Source organism: Xanthomonas euvesicatoria, assembly GCF_013112235.1.
GTDB lineage: Bacteria > Pseudomonadota > Gammaproteobacteria > Xanthomonadales > Xanthomonadaceae > Xanthomonas > Xanthomonas euvesicatoria.
The window spans coordinates 458697-475077 of sequence record NZ_JABFFS010000001.1; the positions used below are offsets into that span (position 1 = coordinate 458697).

A 16381-nucleotide genomic window follows, 5' to 3' on the forward strand; every position below is an offset into this window, starting at 1 on the left:
CTCAGTCGTCGTGCGGATCGGCAGGTGTGTCCAGGATGCGTTGGTAGAACGCCAGGTCCAGCCAGCGCCCGAACTTGAAACCGGCTTCGCGCACGGTGCCGGCGTGGGTGAAACCGAACTGTTCGTGCAACGCGATGCTGGCCTGGTTGCTGGCATCGATGCCGCCCACCAGCACGTGCACGCCGCGCACTTGCGCCGCTGCGATCAGGGCCTGCAGCAGCAGACGTCCCAGGCCCTTGCCGCGATGGTCGCGATGCACGTAGATCGAATGCTCGACGCTGTACTTGAAGGCGGGCCAGGCGCGAAAGGTGCCGTAGCTGGCAAAGCCCATCAGGGTGCCGTCGTCGTGCTCCACGCCGATCACCGGAAAGCCGCCCGCCTGCTTGGTGGCGAACCAGCCGACCATGCTCTCCGGTGGCCGGGGACGGTAGTCGTACAGCGCAGTGGAATTGGCGATGGCTTCGTTGAAGATGTCCAGGATGGCGCTGGCGTGGCGCGCGTGGCTGCAATCGACAATGTGCATGAGGCCCGACGAACATGGAGGTGGCCCGATTAGAAAGCATTGCCGCACCCTGAACAACGCGGGCCGCAGGGCAACCAAGCGGCGCAGGCCCGCCCACTCAATCGGCAGCGGCTGGATGCAGCGTTCTACCCGGTTGTGGCGACTGCCTGTTGCCAGGCGCGCGACAATGGGCAGATGCGATCAGGCAGTGACCGCGGCGGCGTCCGCCTTGAAGCGGCCGTGGCAATCCCCATTTGGAGTCGTGCATGAGCAGCCCCCTCCCCTCCCCCAGCGCACAGGCCTTCGGCGATCCGGCGGCCATTCGCTGTGAGCGCGCCGCCTCCGAACTGCGCGCCGGGCGCCCGGTCCTGCTGACGGCGGCGGATGGGCAGGCGCGTGCGGTGCTGGCGCTGGATAGCAGCACGGCGCAGTCGTATGCGGCTTTCGCCCGCGCCGCGCGGGGCCGCCACTATCTCTTCGTGACGCCCACCCGCGCTCAGGTGCTGGGGCTGAGTGCGCCGCAGGGCGCGCGCGTGGGCTTGCTCGATCACAGCTACGACCAGCTCGCCGCGCTGGCCTACCTGCGCGACACCCCGGTGCCCGCGCAGTGGACGGCCGGCGATGCGCTGGATGCCGGCGGCGTGGAGATCGCGCGGCTTGGCCTGCTGCTGCCGGCGCTGCTGGCGGTGGAGCTGCGCGATGTGCACGACCATGCCGCGTTCGCCGGCTGCCAGTCGCTGGCGCTGGACGATCTGAGCCGCGGCTGTGCCACCTCCTCGGCTGCCGGCTACGAGTTGGTGACCCGCACTCCGGTGCCGCTGCGCGGCCTGGGCATGAGCGAGTTCGTGGTGTTTCGCGGCGGAGTGGCGCAACGTGATCAGGTGGCGATCGTGGTCGGCCAGCCTGACCTGGGCACTGCCGTGCCCGTGCGCGTGCATTCGTCGTGCCTCACCGGCGACCTGTTCGGCTCGCTCAAATGCGATTGCGGCGACCAGCTGCGGCACGGCCTGGCCAAGCTGAAGGACCTCGGTGGCGGCGTACTGCTGTATCTGGACCAGGAAGGTCGCGGCACCGGCATCGCCGCCAAGATGCGCGCCTACGGCTATCAGCATGCAGGCCTGGACACCATCGATGCCGACGCGCAATTGGGCTTTGGTCCGGACGAGCGCCGCTATGGCAGTGCGGTGGCGATGCTGCGCGGGCTGGGCATCAGCCGGATCCGGCTGCTGACCAATAACCCGGCCAAGGCCGAGCGCCTGCGCGCGGCCGGCATCGTGGTCGAAGACCGCATCGCGATCACCGGCGACATCACCGCCGAAAACGAGCAGTACCTGCGCACCAAGGCCGCACGCGCCGGCCACGCGCTGGATGTGGATGCGTTGATCCTGGCCGCGCAATAACGCGCCCGGCGCCGGGTGCGCCTGCACTGGGCAGCCGGCTATGCTTGCGCACCGCTTCTGCAGGCCAGCCACGTGCACGACGCTCCACCGCCGCACCCCGACGTCATGGTCCAGCCCGCTCCGGCACAAACCCCAGCCGTGACGCACAGCCAGTGGCAGTCGCTGCCGCGGCGCGGTGCGTATGTGGCGGCGATCAATGGCGCACTCGGCGGCGGATGTGCGGGCCTGATCGCAGCCGGCGTCACGATTGTCTGGCTGCACGCCTGGCGTTACTGGCCGATGGCGCTGGGCGTGACCGCGGTCATCGCTCTGCTCGGCGCCTGGCTGGCGGTCAAACGGCATCGGCTGACACATTGGAAACTCGATCAGCACGGCCTGGCGCTACAGCGCGGCCATCTATGGCAAAGCGATACGCGCGTTCCGATTTCGCGCGTGCAGCATGTGGACCTGCGCCGCGGGCCGATCGAACGCGCGACCGGCCTGACCACGTTGGTGGTGCACACCGCCGGCAGCCGGCTCAACGCGGTGGCGTTGTCGGGGCTGGATCAACACGACGCCGAGCGCCTGCGCGACCGCCTGGCCCGGCAGCTCGATCACGACGACGACGCGCTATGAGTGCCGTTGCACATCCCGGCAACGACGAGCAGCGCCTGCATCCGTTGTCGTGGGTGTTCGTGTTGCTGCAGCAGATCCGTCAGTTCCTGATTCCGCTGGCTGCACTGATCCTGTTCGGCAGCCGCGACGGCAATCGCGATGTTGCCGACCAGATCGCCACCGGGGTGGTGATTGCGGTGCTGGTGGCGATCTCGGTGCTGCGCTACTTCACCTACCGCTACCGGATCGGCAGCGATAGCGTAGCCATTCGCAGTGGCCTGCTGGAACGCAGCCGGCGCGATATTCCGTTTGCGCGCATCCATAACGTGGTGGTGCATCAATCGCTGCTGCACCGTCTGGCCGGCGTGGCCGAGGTGCGGCTGGAATCGGCCGGGGGGCACAAGCCGGAAGCGGAAATGCGCGTGCTGCGGCTGGATCAGGCGCTTGCGCTGGAAGATCTGATACGGCGCCGTGCAACCGAGGCAGGCGTGCCGGCGCCGCAAATCGAGGAAGACAGCGGCAGCCTGCTGCGCCTGCCGATGGCCGAGGTCATCCGGCTGGGCCTGATCTCCAATCGCGGCATGGTGGTGGTGGCGGCCGGCTTTGGCGTGATCTACCAGATGATTCCGCGCCGCACGGTGTCCAACTTCGTCGAGCATAACGGCGAGCTGGCCTATCGCTACGTCAGCCAGATCCATCCCGGCGTTGCGGTCACGGCAACGCTGGCGATCCTCGCCACGCTCGCCCTGTTGCTGGCGATGCGCGCGCTGTCGGTCGCCCTGGCGGTGACCCAGTACCACGGCTTCCATCTGAGCGAATCCGAGCGCCGCCTCACCGTGGAGCGCGGGCTGCTGACGCGGATCCGCAGCAGCGTGGCGTTGCGGCGGATCCAGTCGTGGACGTTGTACGAGGGCCTGCTGCATCGCCTGTTCGGCCGTCGCCAGTTGCGGGTGGACACCGCAGTGGCCGGCACTGGCGACACCCACGGCAGCGCGTTGAAGGAACTCGCGCCCATTGCCGACCCGCAACAGTGCGACGCCTTGCTGCAACGCCTGCTGCCTGGTATCGCCTGGCCGCCGACGCAATGGCAGACAATCGCCACGCATTGCTGGTGGCGATTGAGTCTGCCCGCCGCGCTGATGCTGCTGCCGCTGACGGCGGGCCTGGCGTGGCAGCTCGGCAGCCAGGCCTTGTGGTTGCTGGTGTGGCTGCCGTGGAGCGCGTTCAAGGCGCAGCGCCAGGTGCAGCGCATGGCCTATGCGGTGGATGCGCGTTACGTTGCGGTGCGCGGCGGCTGGTGGAAGCGCTGGTGGCGGCTGGCCGAGCTGGACAAGCTGCAGGCGCTGCAACTGCAGCGCTCGCCGCTGGATCGCCTATCCGGCACCGCCACGCTATGGCTGGATACAGCCGGCGCCAGTGCCACCGGCCCGGCATTGCGGCTGCGCTTTGTGCCGCTTGCCCAGGCGCAGGCGCTGCAGGCGCAACTCGGTGCCGCGCTGGCACGGCGCAAGCTGCGCTGGTGATCAGCGTTAGCGCTCAGTAGTTGCACTGATCAACATCCGCGATCAGCCTTGGTGCTGCTCGTCAGTCGCAATCCGGGTCAGTGATCTGATCAATGACAAGGACGTAAGTTCGGCAAAACGTCGCCGATCATCACCACCCGCTCGTTGCCGCTGATCGCGCTCAGCGCTGCGCCGGCCCCCAGTAGCCCAACTCGCGACGGATCTGCAACCCGCGCCACACTGCACCCAGCGGTTTGCGACGCAGCCCGCCGAGCTTGCCGGCAATGAAGTCTTCAGTGGCGGCAATCACCCGCTCGGAAGAATGCCCGTCGCGATACGGGTGAATCGCATCGGCATAACTGGCAAGCGCGCTACGCAAAGCCGCATCCGGCGCCAGCGCGCGCGCCAGCTGCTGCGGCAAGTGCTCTGCCTGCCGGAAGTCGAGCATGTGCGGCTGCGGCACACGGTTGCGAAAGGTCACCACCGGTTTGTGCTGCACCACGAACTCGGACACGATCGACGAGGTATCGGAAACCAGCACATCGGCCGCACGTTGCGCGGCCATGACCTCTTCGGGTTCGATGAAGCGTGCGTTGGCGCCTGCCAGTGCGCGATAGCGATCGAACAATTCCTGCGCGCACTTCGGGTGCAAGGTCAGCAACCAGTAATGCGCGCCGCGCGCGATGTCGGCGGCGATCTCGTCGTAGAGTGCGGGCGCCGCGCTCAGGCGCTCGGTAAAGGTGGAACCGAACAGGATCACCGGGCGGCCGGCGGCCGGTGCACGCAAGGCCGCGCTGCGGCCGCCATCGTCGCGAAAGACCGGGTCGAGCTTGGGCCAGCCGGTTTCCACCACGGCAAAATGGCCCTCGCGCTGCGCCAGCGCGCGGAACGGCGCGGTGGTGGCGGGGCCTTGCGTGCAGTACAGATCGAACAGGCCACGCACCCGGAAATGGCCGCGGTTGTCCTCGCGCTTTTGCACATTGAAACCGTGAAACAGCTGCACTTTCGCGCCCGACACAAACGGCGGCACCCAGTTGGCGGCACTGAATACCGCACGCGGGCGCAGCGCCAGCGCCTCGCGCAGGCCAACCTCGCGCACGCCCGGCAGCGCCAGCCCGCGCGCGCCACCTTCGAACCAGGCCGACACCGCATGCCCGCAGCCCTGTAACGCCTGCGCCAATGGCGCCAGAATAGGCAACGCGTAACGCTCCGTTGCGAACAGCAGGTAATCGGCCATCACATGTCCTCTTCGACCGCACCCGACGAACGGCCGCGCATCAGCGCCTGCATTATCGCGTTCAACGAGGCCGATCGCCTACGCGACTGTCTGGCCTCGCTGGCGTTCTGCGACGAGATCGTGGTGGTGGACTCCGGCTCCACCGATGCCACCACCGCCATCGCCAGCGCACACGGCGCACGCGTGCTGCAACGCACCTTCGATGGCTACCGCAGCCAGAAGGCATTCTGCGTTGCGCAGGCGAGCCACGACTGGGTGTTGTGCCTGGACGCCGACGAACGCGTCAGCGATGCCCTGCGCGCGGCGATCATCGCTGCGCGCGACGCCGGTTTCGCCACGGCGGCCGGCTACCGCTTCGCACGCCTGTCCGACTACTTCGGTCGCTTCCTGCGCCACGGCAATGCGTATCCGGACCGGGTGCTGCGCTTGTTCGATCGCCGTCGCGGCGGCTGGCGCGGCAAGCGCGAGATCCACGAGGCGGCCAGCGTGGATGGCCCCGTGGAGACCTTGGCGGGCGATCTGATCCATTACCCGTACCGCTCGCTGATGCAGCAGCTGGCCAAGACCCAGCGCTACGCGCAGATGATGGCCGAGCACGAACATGCACGCGGCAAACGCGCCACCTGGAGCAAGCTGGTGCTGGCGCCGGCCTGGCGCTTCTGGCGCGGCTACCTGTTGCGCGGCGGCTTTCGCGATGGCTGGCATGGGCTGATCTACGCCTATGTGCGCGCCAACTACGTCCGCCAGAAGACCATCATGTTGTGGCTGCTGCAAAACAATCAGCCGGTGCAGGACCCGCCACGGGCGCCGGATCGGCGCAGCGAATAAGAACCGGTAAAAACTCCGAGCTGCAGCCACGCTGCTGCGAACGCGCCAACGGTGCGTGGAAGTCGGTCTGTGAAAGCCAACGCATGCCGACTCCGGCAACGACCGCCCCCCTTCTGTTTGTGCACGGGCGTGTGCCCAGGCACCGAAAGCGCGCTGCCGGGGCATGCGCCACATGCAGCCGGTGGATCATCCGCCGCTATCGAGCGCGTGCCACGTCCGACTGCACCTGTTGCGCCTGCCGCGCCGACAGACCCACCAGCACGCCGACCATGGCCGTGTAGAAGCTCGCCGCCACCTGGTGCGCGAACATCGATTGGGTCAGGCCGCACAAGGCATAACTGATCACGAGCATCACCCCGGCCGCCGCCGGGCCGCGGAACTGCTGCTGCCCGCTGCGCCGATGCAGTCGCACGAACATCCACAGCGGCACGCCGTAGACGGCAAGCAGCAGCAACAGCCCGGGCACGCCCTGGGTGGCACTCCATTCGGCCAGATCGTTGTGCGCATGCCCCAACTGGCAACGGAACAACGACGGGTCGGCGGCACAGGCCGGCAGGTCGTGCATCGCATCGTCGAAACGCCCAACGCCCACACCGGTCAGCGGATGCGCCGTCACCGTGTCCCAAGCCACATGCAGGCGTTCGATACGGGCACCGGCCGACGAATCGGTGTCGCCCACTTCGTAACGCTGCAGGTCGCGCTGCAATTCGCCCAGGCGCATCTGATCGGTCAGCGCCGGCACGCTGAGCGCGACGCCCACCGCCAGCACCGCGCCGCCGATGAAGGTCAGCAGGCGCACGCGCGTGCTGTGCCAGGGCGCACCCCAGATCAGCACGCCCAGCGTGGCCAGCATCGCCAGCCACACCCCGCGGCTGCCGCTGAGCACGATCACCACCACGGTGGCGACCCCAGCGCCCACCAGCCAGCGCACGCTGCCGAGCGGGCGGCAGAACACTGCCACCACCAGCAACATCAGCACGATGTCGGCAAACACAATGGCGTTGGTAAAGCCTTCGGCGCGGTCGGCACCGTTCATCACCTGCAGCAGCGCGATCAGCATGGCCGCAAACACGCCGACCAAGGCACCGCGCCACAACCACAGCTGGCGCGGCTGCAACGCATAGGCCCACAGCGCCGCCCAAGGCAGCACCAGGAAGCGCGAGCGATTGCCCACATCGCGCAGCCCGTGCTCGAACAACGCGATCGACAGCAGCGACATCGCAATCACCGCCACCGTCAGCCAGCCCACCACGCGCAACGACCACTCGCGCGCGGCAATGGCCTCGCGCAAGCTGCGCCAGCCCATCAACGAACCAAGCAGCAGGCACAGGCCGAACGGCAGCAACCCGCTCGGCATGCTCACCACCAGCGCAGTCAATGCGAACGCGCCCAGCTCGGCAATGCGCACGCCTGCCCGCGAGGTGGTCGGGGCAGAGGGCGACAGTGACGCGGGTTGGGGACGCAAGGAATTCATCTACAAATCGGTGGGAAAAGGGAGGCAACGCAGTGCGCGGGCTTCGGCAGCGCCGGCCAAGCTAACGATGCGACGCATGAATCCCTGCTAGACAGCGACCGGCCGCTGCATTGACGCCGTGCCAATGGCACCTGGCACGCGTGTGTGCCGGTGGAGTCGGCCGGCTCATTCGGTATCCAGGTTGCCCTGCTCCTTTGCTTCCACCGCACGCTCGCTGGAGCTGGCCACGCAGGGGCCACGCACGGCATCGGCCGGCACCAACCACCAGCGCCGGCGATTGGCCACGCCCACCAACTGGCTGCGGCTGCGATCCACGCAGGCCAGCAATGCGGTCTCCTGTGCCATCAGCCAGCGCTGGCCGGGTTGCTCTGCCTGCCAGGCCACGCCGCGCTGCAATTGGGCTTCCCATGGCACCTTGAAGCCGAAGGTCTGCGCAGGCCGGTCGGCCATCAGCAGGTTCTGCTCCTTCCACGCCACCAGCCCGAGTTGCGCATCCGGGCCGATGCGGCGCCCGGCCTCGCGCATCACCGCACCGGCCGAACTGGAATCGTTGAAGATCGGGTAACACACCAGCCCGAACGCCACCCACCACGCGCCAAGCAGCGAAACCACCGCGAACGCGGAGCGGCGCACGCGCATCAGCAGCAGGCTGGCGATGCCCCAGCTACCCACCGCCAGCAGCAGCCAGCCCAGCGGGTCGGTGGCTTCGCTGCCGACCCCGCGGCTGTCCATGATCTTCTGCTCGAAGCCCGGGTGGCCGATCAGCATCGCCACGCCGCCCGCGCTGAACGCCACTGCCAACAGCAGCCCGAACCCGAACAGCAGCCGCTGCACGCCAGCCCGGCGCAGCAGGCCCGGCACCAGCGGCGCCAGCGCCAGGCAGAACATCGGCAGCGCCGGCAGGATGTACACATCGCGCTTGCCGCTGGGAATGGTGAAGAACACCAGCACCAGCAGCCACCAGGCCAGCAGCAGCAGATAGCGCGGATCGCGTCGCTTCAGCCGGCGCCGCCACGCCGGAATCGCCCACGGCAGCAGCAGGATGGTCGGCAGCCACATCGTGGCCATGCTTTGCAGGTGGTACCAGACCGGCTGCGCATGATCCCAGGAGTTGGCGTAGCGCTTGGCGGTCTGGCGCAGCAGGATGTCGTTGAGATACACGCGGTACTCGGGCTGGCCGGCGGTCAGCGCGGTCACCATCATCGGCACGAACCACAGCGCGATCGCCCCGAAGAAGAACAGCGGCCCCAGCCAGAAGCGCCGGTCGCGCACGTGCACGCGCACGCCCGGCCAGCCACGCGCCGCTGCAATCCCGGCCGGGATCAGCAGCAGCAGCGCGATGATGCCAACGCCCTTGGTGATCACGCCCAACCCGGCGGCGAACCAGCCCAGCGTCCACCAGCGCCAGGCCGGACCCATCAGCAGATGCCGCAACAAGCCGTAATTGGCCAGGGTGATCCAGAACACCACCAGCGGGTCGATCTGCGCCTTCTTGGCCTGAAAGGTGAAGTGCAGCGTAAACAGCAGCATCCAGGCCGCATACACGCCCACGCGCCGGGTCCACAGCCGCCGGCCCAGATCGTAGACGCAGGCCAATGTGCCCAACGCGGCCAGCAACGACGGCAGCAGGAACGCCACCCGCCAATTGCCCAGCAGCGTGTAGAACAGCGCCTGCAGCCACATCAGCATCGGTGGCTTGTCCGAATACAGCTCGTTGCCGCGATGCGGGAACAACCAGTCGCCGCTCAACACCATCTGCTTGGCCACCAGCGCAAAGCGCGGCTCGTCCGCCGGCCACGGGTCACGCAAACCCAGGCCGGCTCCAATCACCAGCACGGCGGTCATGGCCAGCAACCAGACATCGGTGGAAGCGCGATTCTTGAACATGTCGGGCGGCAGTCGGACGCAGAGGGTGGAGCGCTGGACTTCGCGCGATCAGGAGGCTTTTAGCAAAAGCGCGTAGAAAAATCCGTCGCAGTGCGTCTCGCCTGGAAACCGCTGACGTCCGGCGCCGGCGGCATGCCCGAACTGCGCACCCAAGGGCTGCGCCTGTGCATCGGGAGTGCGCTGCAGGAATGCCTCGACCTGCGCCTGGTTCTCGCGCGCCAACAGCGAGCAGGTGGTGTACAGCAATTGTCCGCCCGGGCGCAGCGTGCGCCAGGTCGCATCCAGTAGCCGCGCCTGCAGCGCGCACAGCGCATCGATATCGTCGGCGCGCCGGTGCAGCAGCACATCCGGTTGACGACGCACCACGCCGGTGGCCGAACATGGCGCGTCCAGCAGCACCGCATCGAACGGCCGGCCGTCCCACCACGCGTCCGGATCGGCGGCGTCGGCCGCCTGCAATGCAACCTGCGCATCGGGGACTGTGCGCTGCAAGGTCTGCTGCACGCGCTCCAGGCGGCGCGCATCCACATCCAGCGCAGTGAGCTGCAAGCCGGGGTGGCGCTCCAGCAGATGCGCCGCCTTGCCGCCCGGCGCCGCGCAGGCATCGAGCACGCGTGCCGACGGCGCCAGGGTCAACGCATCGGCCACCTGCTGGGCAGAGCCGTCCTGCACCGAAACATCGCCTTCGGCAAAGCCCGGCAACTGGCTCACCGGCACGGCGTTGTGCAGGCGCACCGCATCCGGCAGTACCGCGTCGGTGTGCGCCACGATATCCAGTTCGGCCAGTCGCGCGACATACCTCGCAGGGTCGGTGCGCGAACGCTGCACGCGCAGCCACATCGGCGCCATCTGCGCACTGGCGGTAAAAATGGCTTCGGCACGATCGCCCCAGTCCGCGCGCAGCTGCTTGCGCAGCCACGACGGCCAACCGGCATCGTCGGCCACCGCCGGAAATCCTTCGCGCTGGGCGCGCCGCAAGATCGCGTTGACCATGCCGGCCTGACGGGGCCGGCCCAATGCGCGGCACGCATCCACCGTGGCCGATAACGCGGCGTGCGCGGGCAGCTGCAGCACGTCGAGTTGGGCGAAACCGACCATCAGCAGCGCCTTGAGTTCGGCATCGCGGGGCGGCAACGCACGTTCCAGCCATTGCCGCAACGCGATGTCATAGGCCGGGCGCCGGCGAATGACCGCAAAGCAGATCGCCTCCACCAGCGCACGATCGCGCGGATCGCCGATGCCGGGCAAGGTGGCGGCAAGTTCGGCCTTCAACGACCGGCCCTGATCGAACACCGCCGTCAGCACGCGTGCGGCGGCCAGGCGCGAGGCAACGCCGGCGGTTGCGGTATCGGCCGACATCAGCGCAGCGCCGGCAGGTCGCGTCGCGCGTTGAGGTAATCGGCGGCGGTGATCGCCTTGCCGCCCTCGCGCTGGAGCACGCGCACCCGCAGCGCACCCTCACCGCAGGCGATATCGATGCCCTGCTTGCTGGCCGCCAGCAGGGTGCCCGGGGGGTGTTGATGGGCCAGTTCAAGCGCCACCGCGCCATGCAGGCGCACGCGCTCGCCCGCCAGGATCGCCTCGGCCACCGGCCACGGGTTGAACGCCCGCACGCGCCGCGCCAGTTCCTGCGCCGGCTGCGCCCAATCCAGCCGCGCCTGCGCCTTGTCCAGCTTGTGCGCATAGGTCACCCCGTCGTCCGGCTGTGGTTGCGCCACCGGACGGATGCCGGCGCGCAACAGGCCCAGACCATCGGACAGCACTTGCGCGCCCAGCGCAGCCAGCCGGTCGTGCAGCTGCCCACCGGTTTCCTGCTCGCCAATTTCGATGCGCTGCGACAGCAGCACCGGGCCGGTGTCCAACCCGGCTTCCATCTGCATCAGGCACACCCCGGTCTCGGTGTCGCCGGCCTCGATCGCACGCTGGATCGGCGCGGCGCCACGCCAGCGCGGCAGCAACGAGGCATGCACATTCCAGCAGCCGTGCGTCGGCGCGGCCAGCACTGCCTTTGGCAGGATCAACCCGTAAGCCACCACCACCATCAGGTCCGCATCCAGCTTGCGCAACGTCGCCAATGCTTCGGGCGAACGCAGCGTCTGCGGCTGGAACACCGGAATGCCGCGCGCGATCGCCTCCAGCTTGACCGGCGAGGGCGTCAACCCGCGGCCACGCCCGGCGGGGCGATCCGGCTGCGTGTACACCGCCACCACCTCATGCCGCTGCGCGGCGGCACGTAGCGACGGAACGGCAAAATCCGGCGTACCGGCGAAGATGATTCTCATAAGGCTGGGAGTCGGGATTCGGGAGTAGGGATTCGCAACGGCAGGTGTGCTGGCCGGGGCGCGAATGGCGTGGAGCTGAGAGGTAGGAGCAGATTTGTGGGGATTTGGAAACCTGGCGCCAGAACCGGCGTTGCCCGTCACCATCGAGCGCGAGGCGGGAATCGCAGCCGGCAATTCGATGCCTGCTACGGCAGTGCCTTATCCAATCCCGAATCCCGATCTTTGAGACCATCCGTCTACAGACGGGCCGGTATCGCGATGCGCGGGCAAAGCCCACGAGCCAGATCGCAGCAGACTTCGCATTCGAGGATTCGACACCAGCAGATTCAAAACACTGCAAAAACCCGCTTTTGCCAATCCAGAATCCGCAATTCCCAATCCCGGCCCTCAAGCCACATGCTTGCGCTGTTTGGCCAGCTTCTTGCGCACCATTTCGCGCTTGAGCGGCGAGAGATAATCCACGAACAGCTTGCCGTCCAGGTGGTCCATCTCGTGCTGGATGCACACGGCCAGCAGCCCGTCGGCCTGCAGTTCCTGCGCCTGGCCCTGGCGGTCGAGATAACGCACGGTAATCGCGTCGGCGCGGCTGACATCGGCATAGATGCCGGGCACCGACAGGCAGCCTTCCTGATACAGCTGCTCGCCCTGTTTGCTCACGATCTCGGGGTTGACGAACACCTGCGGCAGGTTTTTCTCGTCGCTGATGTCGATCACCATGAATCGCTTGTGCACGTCCACCTGACTGGCGGCCAGGCCAATGCCGGGCGCCTCGTACATGGTCTGGAACATGTCGTCCAGCAGCGTCTGGAACGCCTGGCTGGTGACCTCGGCAGCATCGACCGGCACCGCCTTGGTGCGCAGCCGCGGGTCGGGAAACTCAAGAATTGGGAGCAAAGCCATGGGGTTACCCGTCTGGAAACACCGGCGCGGCGCCGGCAAGACGCTGTCATTCTAGCGCAATGCTTGCGTGACGCCCCGGTTTCTAGACTATAGTGCGCAGACCTGTTGGGGAATCAGGCAAGAAGGCACCTATGTTGAACCGACTTCGTACGGTCGTCGCTGCGGCGATGCTGACCGTCGCGACCTACGCTGCCGCGCAAGCGGTGGGCGAGCATCCAGACACCTATGTGGTCCGCAAGGGCGATACCTTGTGGGACATCGCTGGGCGTTTCCTGCAAAAACCATGGCTGTGGCCGGAAATCTGGCAAGCCAATCCGCAGATTCAGAATCCGCACCTGATCTATCCGGGTGACGTGATCAGCCTGGCCTATCTGGACCGGGTCGGCAAAGGCACGATCCAGCCCGGCCCGCGCCAGGAAGCGCCGATCAACGCCATTCCGCTGGCCGACGTCGAGCCGTTCCTGAAGAACCTGCGCGTGGTCGACGACTTCGACCAGTTGCCGTATGTGGTGGGTCTGGAAGGCGGTCGCACGCGTGCCACCACCGGCCAGGTCGCCTACGTGGTCGGCCTGGAAAACGCGCAGCCGGGCCAGCGCTTCGCGGTGGTTCGCCCGACCGTGAAGTTCAGCCTGCCCAAGCACAACGAAGATCTGGACATGGCCGGCAACATCACCGCCGGCTCGGGCAACATCTGGAAGAACTTCATCGCGCCGAGCACGCGCCGCGAGTTCCTCGGCTACGAGATGGCGCAGGTCAATGTCGGCACCATCACCCGCAGCGCGGCAGGCGGCAACTCCAAGGCGGCGACCCTGCTGTTGCAGGACAGCGGCCGCGAAGTGCGCGCCGGCGATCGCATCGTTGCGGTCGAAGCGCAGCCGTACGATCTGCAGTTCATCCCGCATCCGCCGTCGGAACAGGCGCTGCAGACCGAACTGCGCGTGCTGGCCATCTCCGATGCCTTCACCGTCGGCGGCACGCGCGATGTGATCGCCATCTCCGGCGGCGCCCGCGAAGGCATCAACAACGGCACGGTGTTCTCGATCTGGCGCAAGGGCCGCACGGTCAGCGACCGCGTCAAGCACTCGCGCTTCTCGCGGACCGACGACGATTTCAGCGGCCCGTCCGGCTCCACCGTCGGCCTGCCCGACGAGTACGCCTCGCATGCGATGGTGTTCCGCACCTTCGACAAGGTCAGCTATGCGCTGGTGATGGAAAGCGTCAAGCCGACCGGCCTGGGCTATTTCGTCAAGCATCCTGACGCGCAATAAGCGAAAGATCCGATGCACCAACGCGACGGCGCCCGAGGGCGCCGTCGTCGTTTGCGGCCTAGCCTGGGTGTATGGCCCAAACCGCTCCCGACCTGCGCGCACTGCTCATCCTGCTGCTGGCAGGCGGCCGCAGCCCGCCGCGCCGAAAATTGCTGACCTCGTACGGGTCAGCGTCCGAAATGCTGGCAGCCGGGCCTGGGGCGTGGCGCGCCGCTGGTTGCGATGAGGTGCAGGCTGCGCTGCTGCAGGGCCCCGATCCACAGGCGCTGGAGGCCGGGCTGCGCTGGTGCGAACAGCCCGGCCACCACCTGATCGGCTGGTGCGATCCGGATTACCCGGCCCTGTTGCGGCATATCGCCAATCCGCCGATGGCCTTGTTCGTGGACGGCGACCCCAATGTCCTCTGGCACCCGGGCGTGGCGGTGGTCGGCAGCCGCTCGGCCACTGCCGGCGGCCGCGACCATACCCGCGCATTCGCCTCCAGCCTGGCCTGCGCCGGGCTGAGCATCGTCAGCGGCATGGCCGCCGGCGTGGATGCGATCGCACACGAGGCCGCATTGGCCCAGCACGACGGCATCACCGTGGCGGTGGTCGGCACAGGTGTCGATGTCGCCTATCCCGAGCGGCACCAAGGCTTGCGCGATCGCATCGCCGAACGCGGCGCGGTGGTCAGCGAATATCTGCCTGGCACTGCTCCGGTCGCGGCGCACTTTCCGGCCCGCAACCGGATCATTGCCGGGCTGGCACTGGGGACGCTGGTGGTCGAAGCGGCGATGCGTTCGGGCGCACTGATTACCGCCCGGCTGGCGGCCGAAGCAGGGCGCGAGGTGTTCGCCCTCCCCGGCTCGCTGCACAATCCGCTCGCGCGCGGCTGCCATCACCTGATCCGGCAGGGCGCCACGCTGGCGCAGGAGCCTGCACAGGTCATCGAAGGACTGGGCCAGCTGTCTGGCGAATTGGCCAGCGCCTTGCGCGAGCGCCTGGCCGCCCCCACTGAATTGCCCAGCAAGGCAACCACCAGTGCTGGCGCCGGTCCCGCCCGCTCCGATCCCGACTACCAGCGCTTGTGGCAAGCGCTGGGCCACGACCCAACCCCTATGGATTCATTGGTGCAGCGCACCGGATTGACGGCCGCCGCGCTGTCCTCCATGCTGCTCATCATGGAACTGGAGGGAGACGTGGTCACCGAGCACGGTCGCTATACCCGCAATCCTTAGTTTCTTCACCTCCACAGCGTCGCGCGACGCAGGCCGAGGGCAATGAAAGAGAGCATTCTCGATGTACTGCTGTACCTGTTTGAACATTACTTCAGCGAAGACGCGGACCTGGTCCGTGACCGTGACTCGCTTCAAAATGGCCTGATCCAGGCCGGTTTCAGTCCCGCAGAAATCAGCAAGGCCTTCGATTGGCTGGACGCGCTTTCCGAGCAGCGGCCCAGCGTCGCGCGGCCGCATGTCGATGGACCGGTGCGTATCTATCACGGGCCGGAGCTGGACAAGCTCGATGTCGACTGCCGCGGGTTTCTGCTGTTCCTCGAGCAACACCGCATTCTCGACGCCGACCAGCGCGAGTTGGTGCTGGACCGCGCCATGGCGCTGGATCAGGACGAACTGGATCTGGACGACCTCAAGTGGGTGGTGCTGATGGTGTTGTTCAACCAGCCCGGGGCGGAAGCGGCCTACGCCTGGATGGAAACCCAGATGTTCCTGGACGAGCCTGAACCCGTACACTGAGCGTTGAAGCCGCCACGGATGTGCGTGCAGGGGAACGGGGATGCGCAGTTGGTATTACGCCGATGGCCACCGCCATCGGCATGGTCCGGTGGCCGACGACGTCTTGCTGGGCCTGTATCGCGATCGCGTGATCGCCCTGGATACGCTGGTCTGGCGCGAAGGCCTGGACAACTGGTTGCCGCTGTCAGCGTGCGCCGACACCCTGGGCCCGCCAGTCTCCACGGATGTGCGTGCGGGCGCGGTTCCGCCGCCGTTGCCGCCTGCCGCGGCGCACATTCCGCCTGCCCAGTCGTCTGTCGCGCCACCAGTGCAGCCACGTCGCAATGGCCCCGGCTGGCCGCTGGTTGCAGTGCTGGGTGCGCTGGCCGGTGTTTTCGTGATGGTGGGCGTCATCGGCATCCTCGCTGCGATCGCGTTCCCGGCCTACAACGATTACCTGAGCCGCGCCAAGGTCGCCGAGGCGGTCGGCGAACTGGCCGCATTGAAGCCGCAGATCACCGGATTCCTGGCCAGTGAGGGCCGCTGCCCGGTCAATGACGACGCGGGGTTCAAGCCACCCGAGCAGTACGCGAGCGAGCGGCTGAGCAGCGTGCGCATCGGCCGTTTCGAGGGCAGCGAATGCGGCATCGAAGCCGTGCTCCATGCGCCCAAGTCGGCCAGAATCGACGGCAAGGCCGTGTGGCTGGAGCTGGATGCGGATGCCGGCAGCTGGCACTGCAGTTCCGAAATCGACGACACCCAACTTCCACCGGATTGCCGCGGCTGACTGCCTGC

15 protein-coding genes are annotated in these 16381 nt (G+C 67.4%); 8 read left to right on the forward strand and 7 right to left on the reverse strand.

All coding sequences use genetic code 11. The features are described from left to right. Position 1: 1 nt before the first annotated feature. Positions 2–523 carry a GNAT family N-acetyltransferase gene (locus HLH45_RS01990; RefSeq protein ID WP_008572803.1) on the reverse strand — a complete coding sequence of 174 codons (522 nt, stop codon included), beginning with the start codon at positions 521–523 and terminating at the stop codon, positions 2–4. Between the two features lie 245 nt (positions 524–768). Between HLH45_RS01990 and ribA the strand changes: the two genes are divergently transcribed. From ribA to HLH45_RS02005, 3 genes are all read left to right on the forward strand, one after another. After that, positions 769–1902 (forward strand): GTP cyclohydrolase II RibA, encoded by a 1134-nt coding sequence (ribA, locus tag HLH45_RS01995; RefSeq protein WP_008572805.1) that lies wholly within the window; start codon positions 769–771, stop codon positions 1900–1902. A gap of 138 nt (positions 1903–2040) precedes the next feature. Further along, positions 2041–2517, forward strand: coding sequence for a PH domain-containing protein (locus HLH45_RS02000; protein WP_029820467.1), 477 nt, complete (start codon positions 2041–2043; stop codon positions 2515–2517). Further along, on the forward strand, positions 2514–4019 hold the full coding sequence (locus HLH45_RS02005) for a PH domain-containing protein (protein WP_008572809.1): 1506 nt from the start codon (positions 2514–2516) through the stop codon (positions 4017–4019). Before HLH45_RS02000 ends, HLH45_RS02005 begins: the two co-directional genes overlap by 4 nt. A 160-nt stretch (positions 4020–4179) precedes the next feature. Here HLH45_RS02005 and HLH45_RS02010 read toward each other — a convergent pair whose 3' ends face one another. After that, positions 4180–5238 carry a CDP-glycerol glycerophosphotransferase family protein gene (locus tag HLH45_RS02010; protein ID WP_074053325.1) on the reverse strand — a complete coding sequence of 353 codons (1059 nt, stop codon included), beginning with the start codon at positions 5236–5238 and terminating at the stop codon, positions 4180–4182. Between HLH45_RS02010 and HLH45_RS02015 the strand changes: the two genes are divergently transcribed. Beyond that, positions 5239–6063, forward strand: coding sequence for a glycosyltransferase family 2 protein (locus tag HLH45_RS02015; RefSeq protein WP_008572814.1), 825 nt, complete (start codon positions 5239–5241; stop codon positions 6061–6063). 196 nt (positions 6064–6259) lie between these two features. Here HLH45_RS02015 and HLH45_RS02020 read toward each other — a convergent pair whose 3' ends face one another. The 5 genes from HLH45_RS02020 to def all read right to left on the reverse strand — a co-directional run bounded on the left by HLH45_RS02020 (position 6260) and on the right by def (position 12606). Continuing rightward, on the reverse strand, positions 6260–7537 hold the full coding sequence (locus HLH45_RS02020) for an O-antigen ligase family protein (protein ID WP_029820470.1): 1278 nt from the start codon (positions 7535–7537) through the stop codon (positions 6260–6262). A gap of 165 nt (positions 7538–7702) precedes the next feature. Then, the gene (locus HLH45_RS02025) at positions 7703–9424 is read right to left on the reverse strand and encodes an ArnT family glycosyltransferase (protein ID WP_008572818.1); all 1722 of its coding nucleotides are present in this window, start codon (positions 9422–9424) and stop codon (positions 7703–7705) included. A gap of 48 nt (positions 9425–9472) precedes the next feature. Continuing rightward, positions 9473–10783 carry a 16S rRNA (cytosine(967)-C(5))-methyltransferase RsmB gene (gene rsmB / locus HLH45_RS02030; protein ID WP_008572819.1) on the reverse strand — a complete coding sequence of 437 codons (1311 nt, stop codon included), beginning with the start codon at positions 10781–10783 and terminating at the stop codon, positions 9473–9475. Then, the gene (fmt, locus tag HLH45_RS02035) at positions 10783–11706 is read right to left on the reverse strand and encodes a methionyl-tRNA formyltransferase (protein ID WP_008572821.1); all 924 of its coding nucleotides are present in this window, start codon (positions 11704–11706) and stop codon (positions 10783–10785) included. Before fmt ends, rsmB begins: the two co-directional genes overlap by 1 nt. Positions 11707–12093: 387 nt before the next feature. Then, entirely contained in the window at positions 12094–12606 is a 513-nt protein-coding gene (gene def / locus HLH45_RS02040; protein WP_008572823.1) for a peptide deformylase, read from the reverse strand. 131 nt (positions 12607–12737) lie between these two features. Between def and HLH45_RS02045 the strand changes: the two genes are divergently transcribed. The 4 genes from HLH45_RS02045 (at position 12738) to HLH45_RS02060 (ending at position 16373) form a co-directional block, all read left to right on the forward strand. Continuing rightward, the gene (locus HLH45_RS02045) at positions 12738–13874 is read left to right on the forward strand and encodes a LysM peptidoglycan-binding domain-containing protein (protein ID WP_017157054.1); all 1137 of its coding nucleotides are present in this window, start codon (positions 12738–12740) and stop codon (positions 13872–13874) included. A 71-nt stretch (positions 13875–13945) separates the two neighbouring features. After that, positions 13946–15091: a DNA-processing protein DprA gene (gene dprA / locus HLH45_RS02050; RefSeq protein ID WP_014091219.1), complete on the forward strand. Its 1146-nt coding sequence runs from the start codon at positions 13946–13948 to the stop codon at positions 15089–15091. Between the two features lie 42 nt (positions 15092–15133). Then, positions 15134–15607, forward strand: coding sequence for a DUF494 family protein (locus HLH45_RS02055; RefSeq protein WP_003484452.1), 474 nt, complete (start codon positions 15134–15136; stop codon positions 15605–15607). A gap of 40 nt (positions 15608–15647) precedes the next feature. Next, positions 15648–16373, forward strand: a complete 726-nt coding sequence (locus tag HLH45_RS02060; protein WP_011348786.1) for a pilin — start codon at positions 15648–15650, stop codon at positions 16371–16373. Positions 16374–16381: the final 8 nt, after the last annotated feature.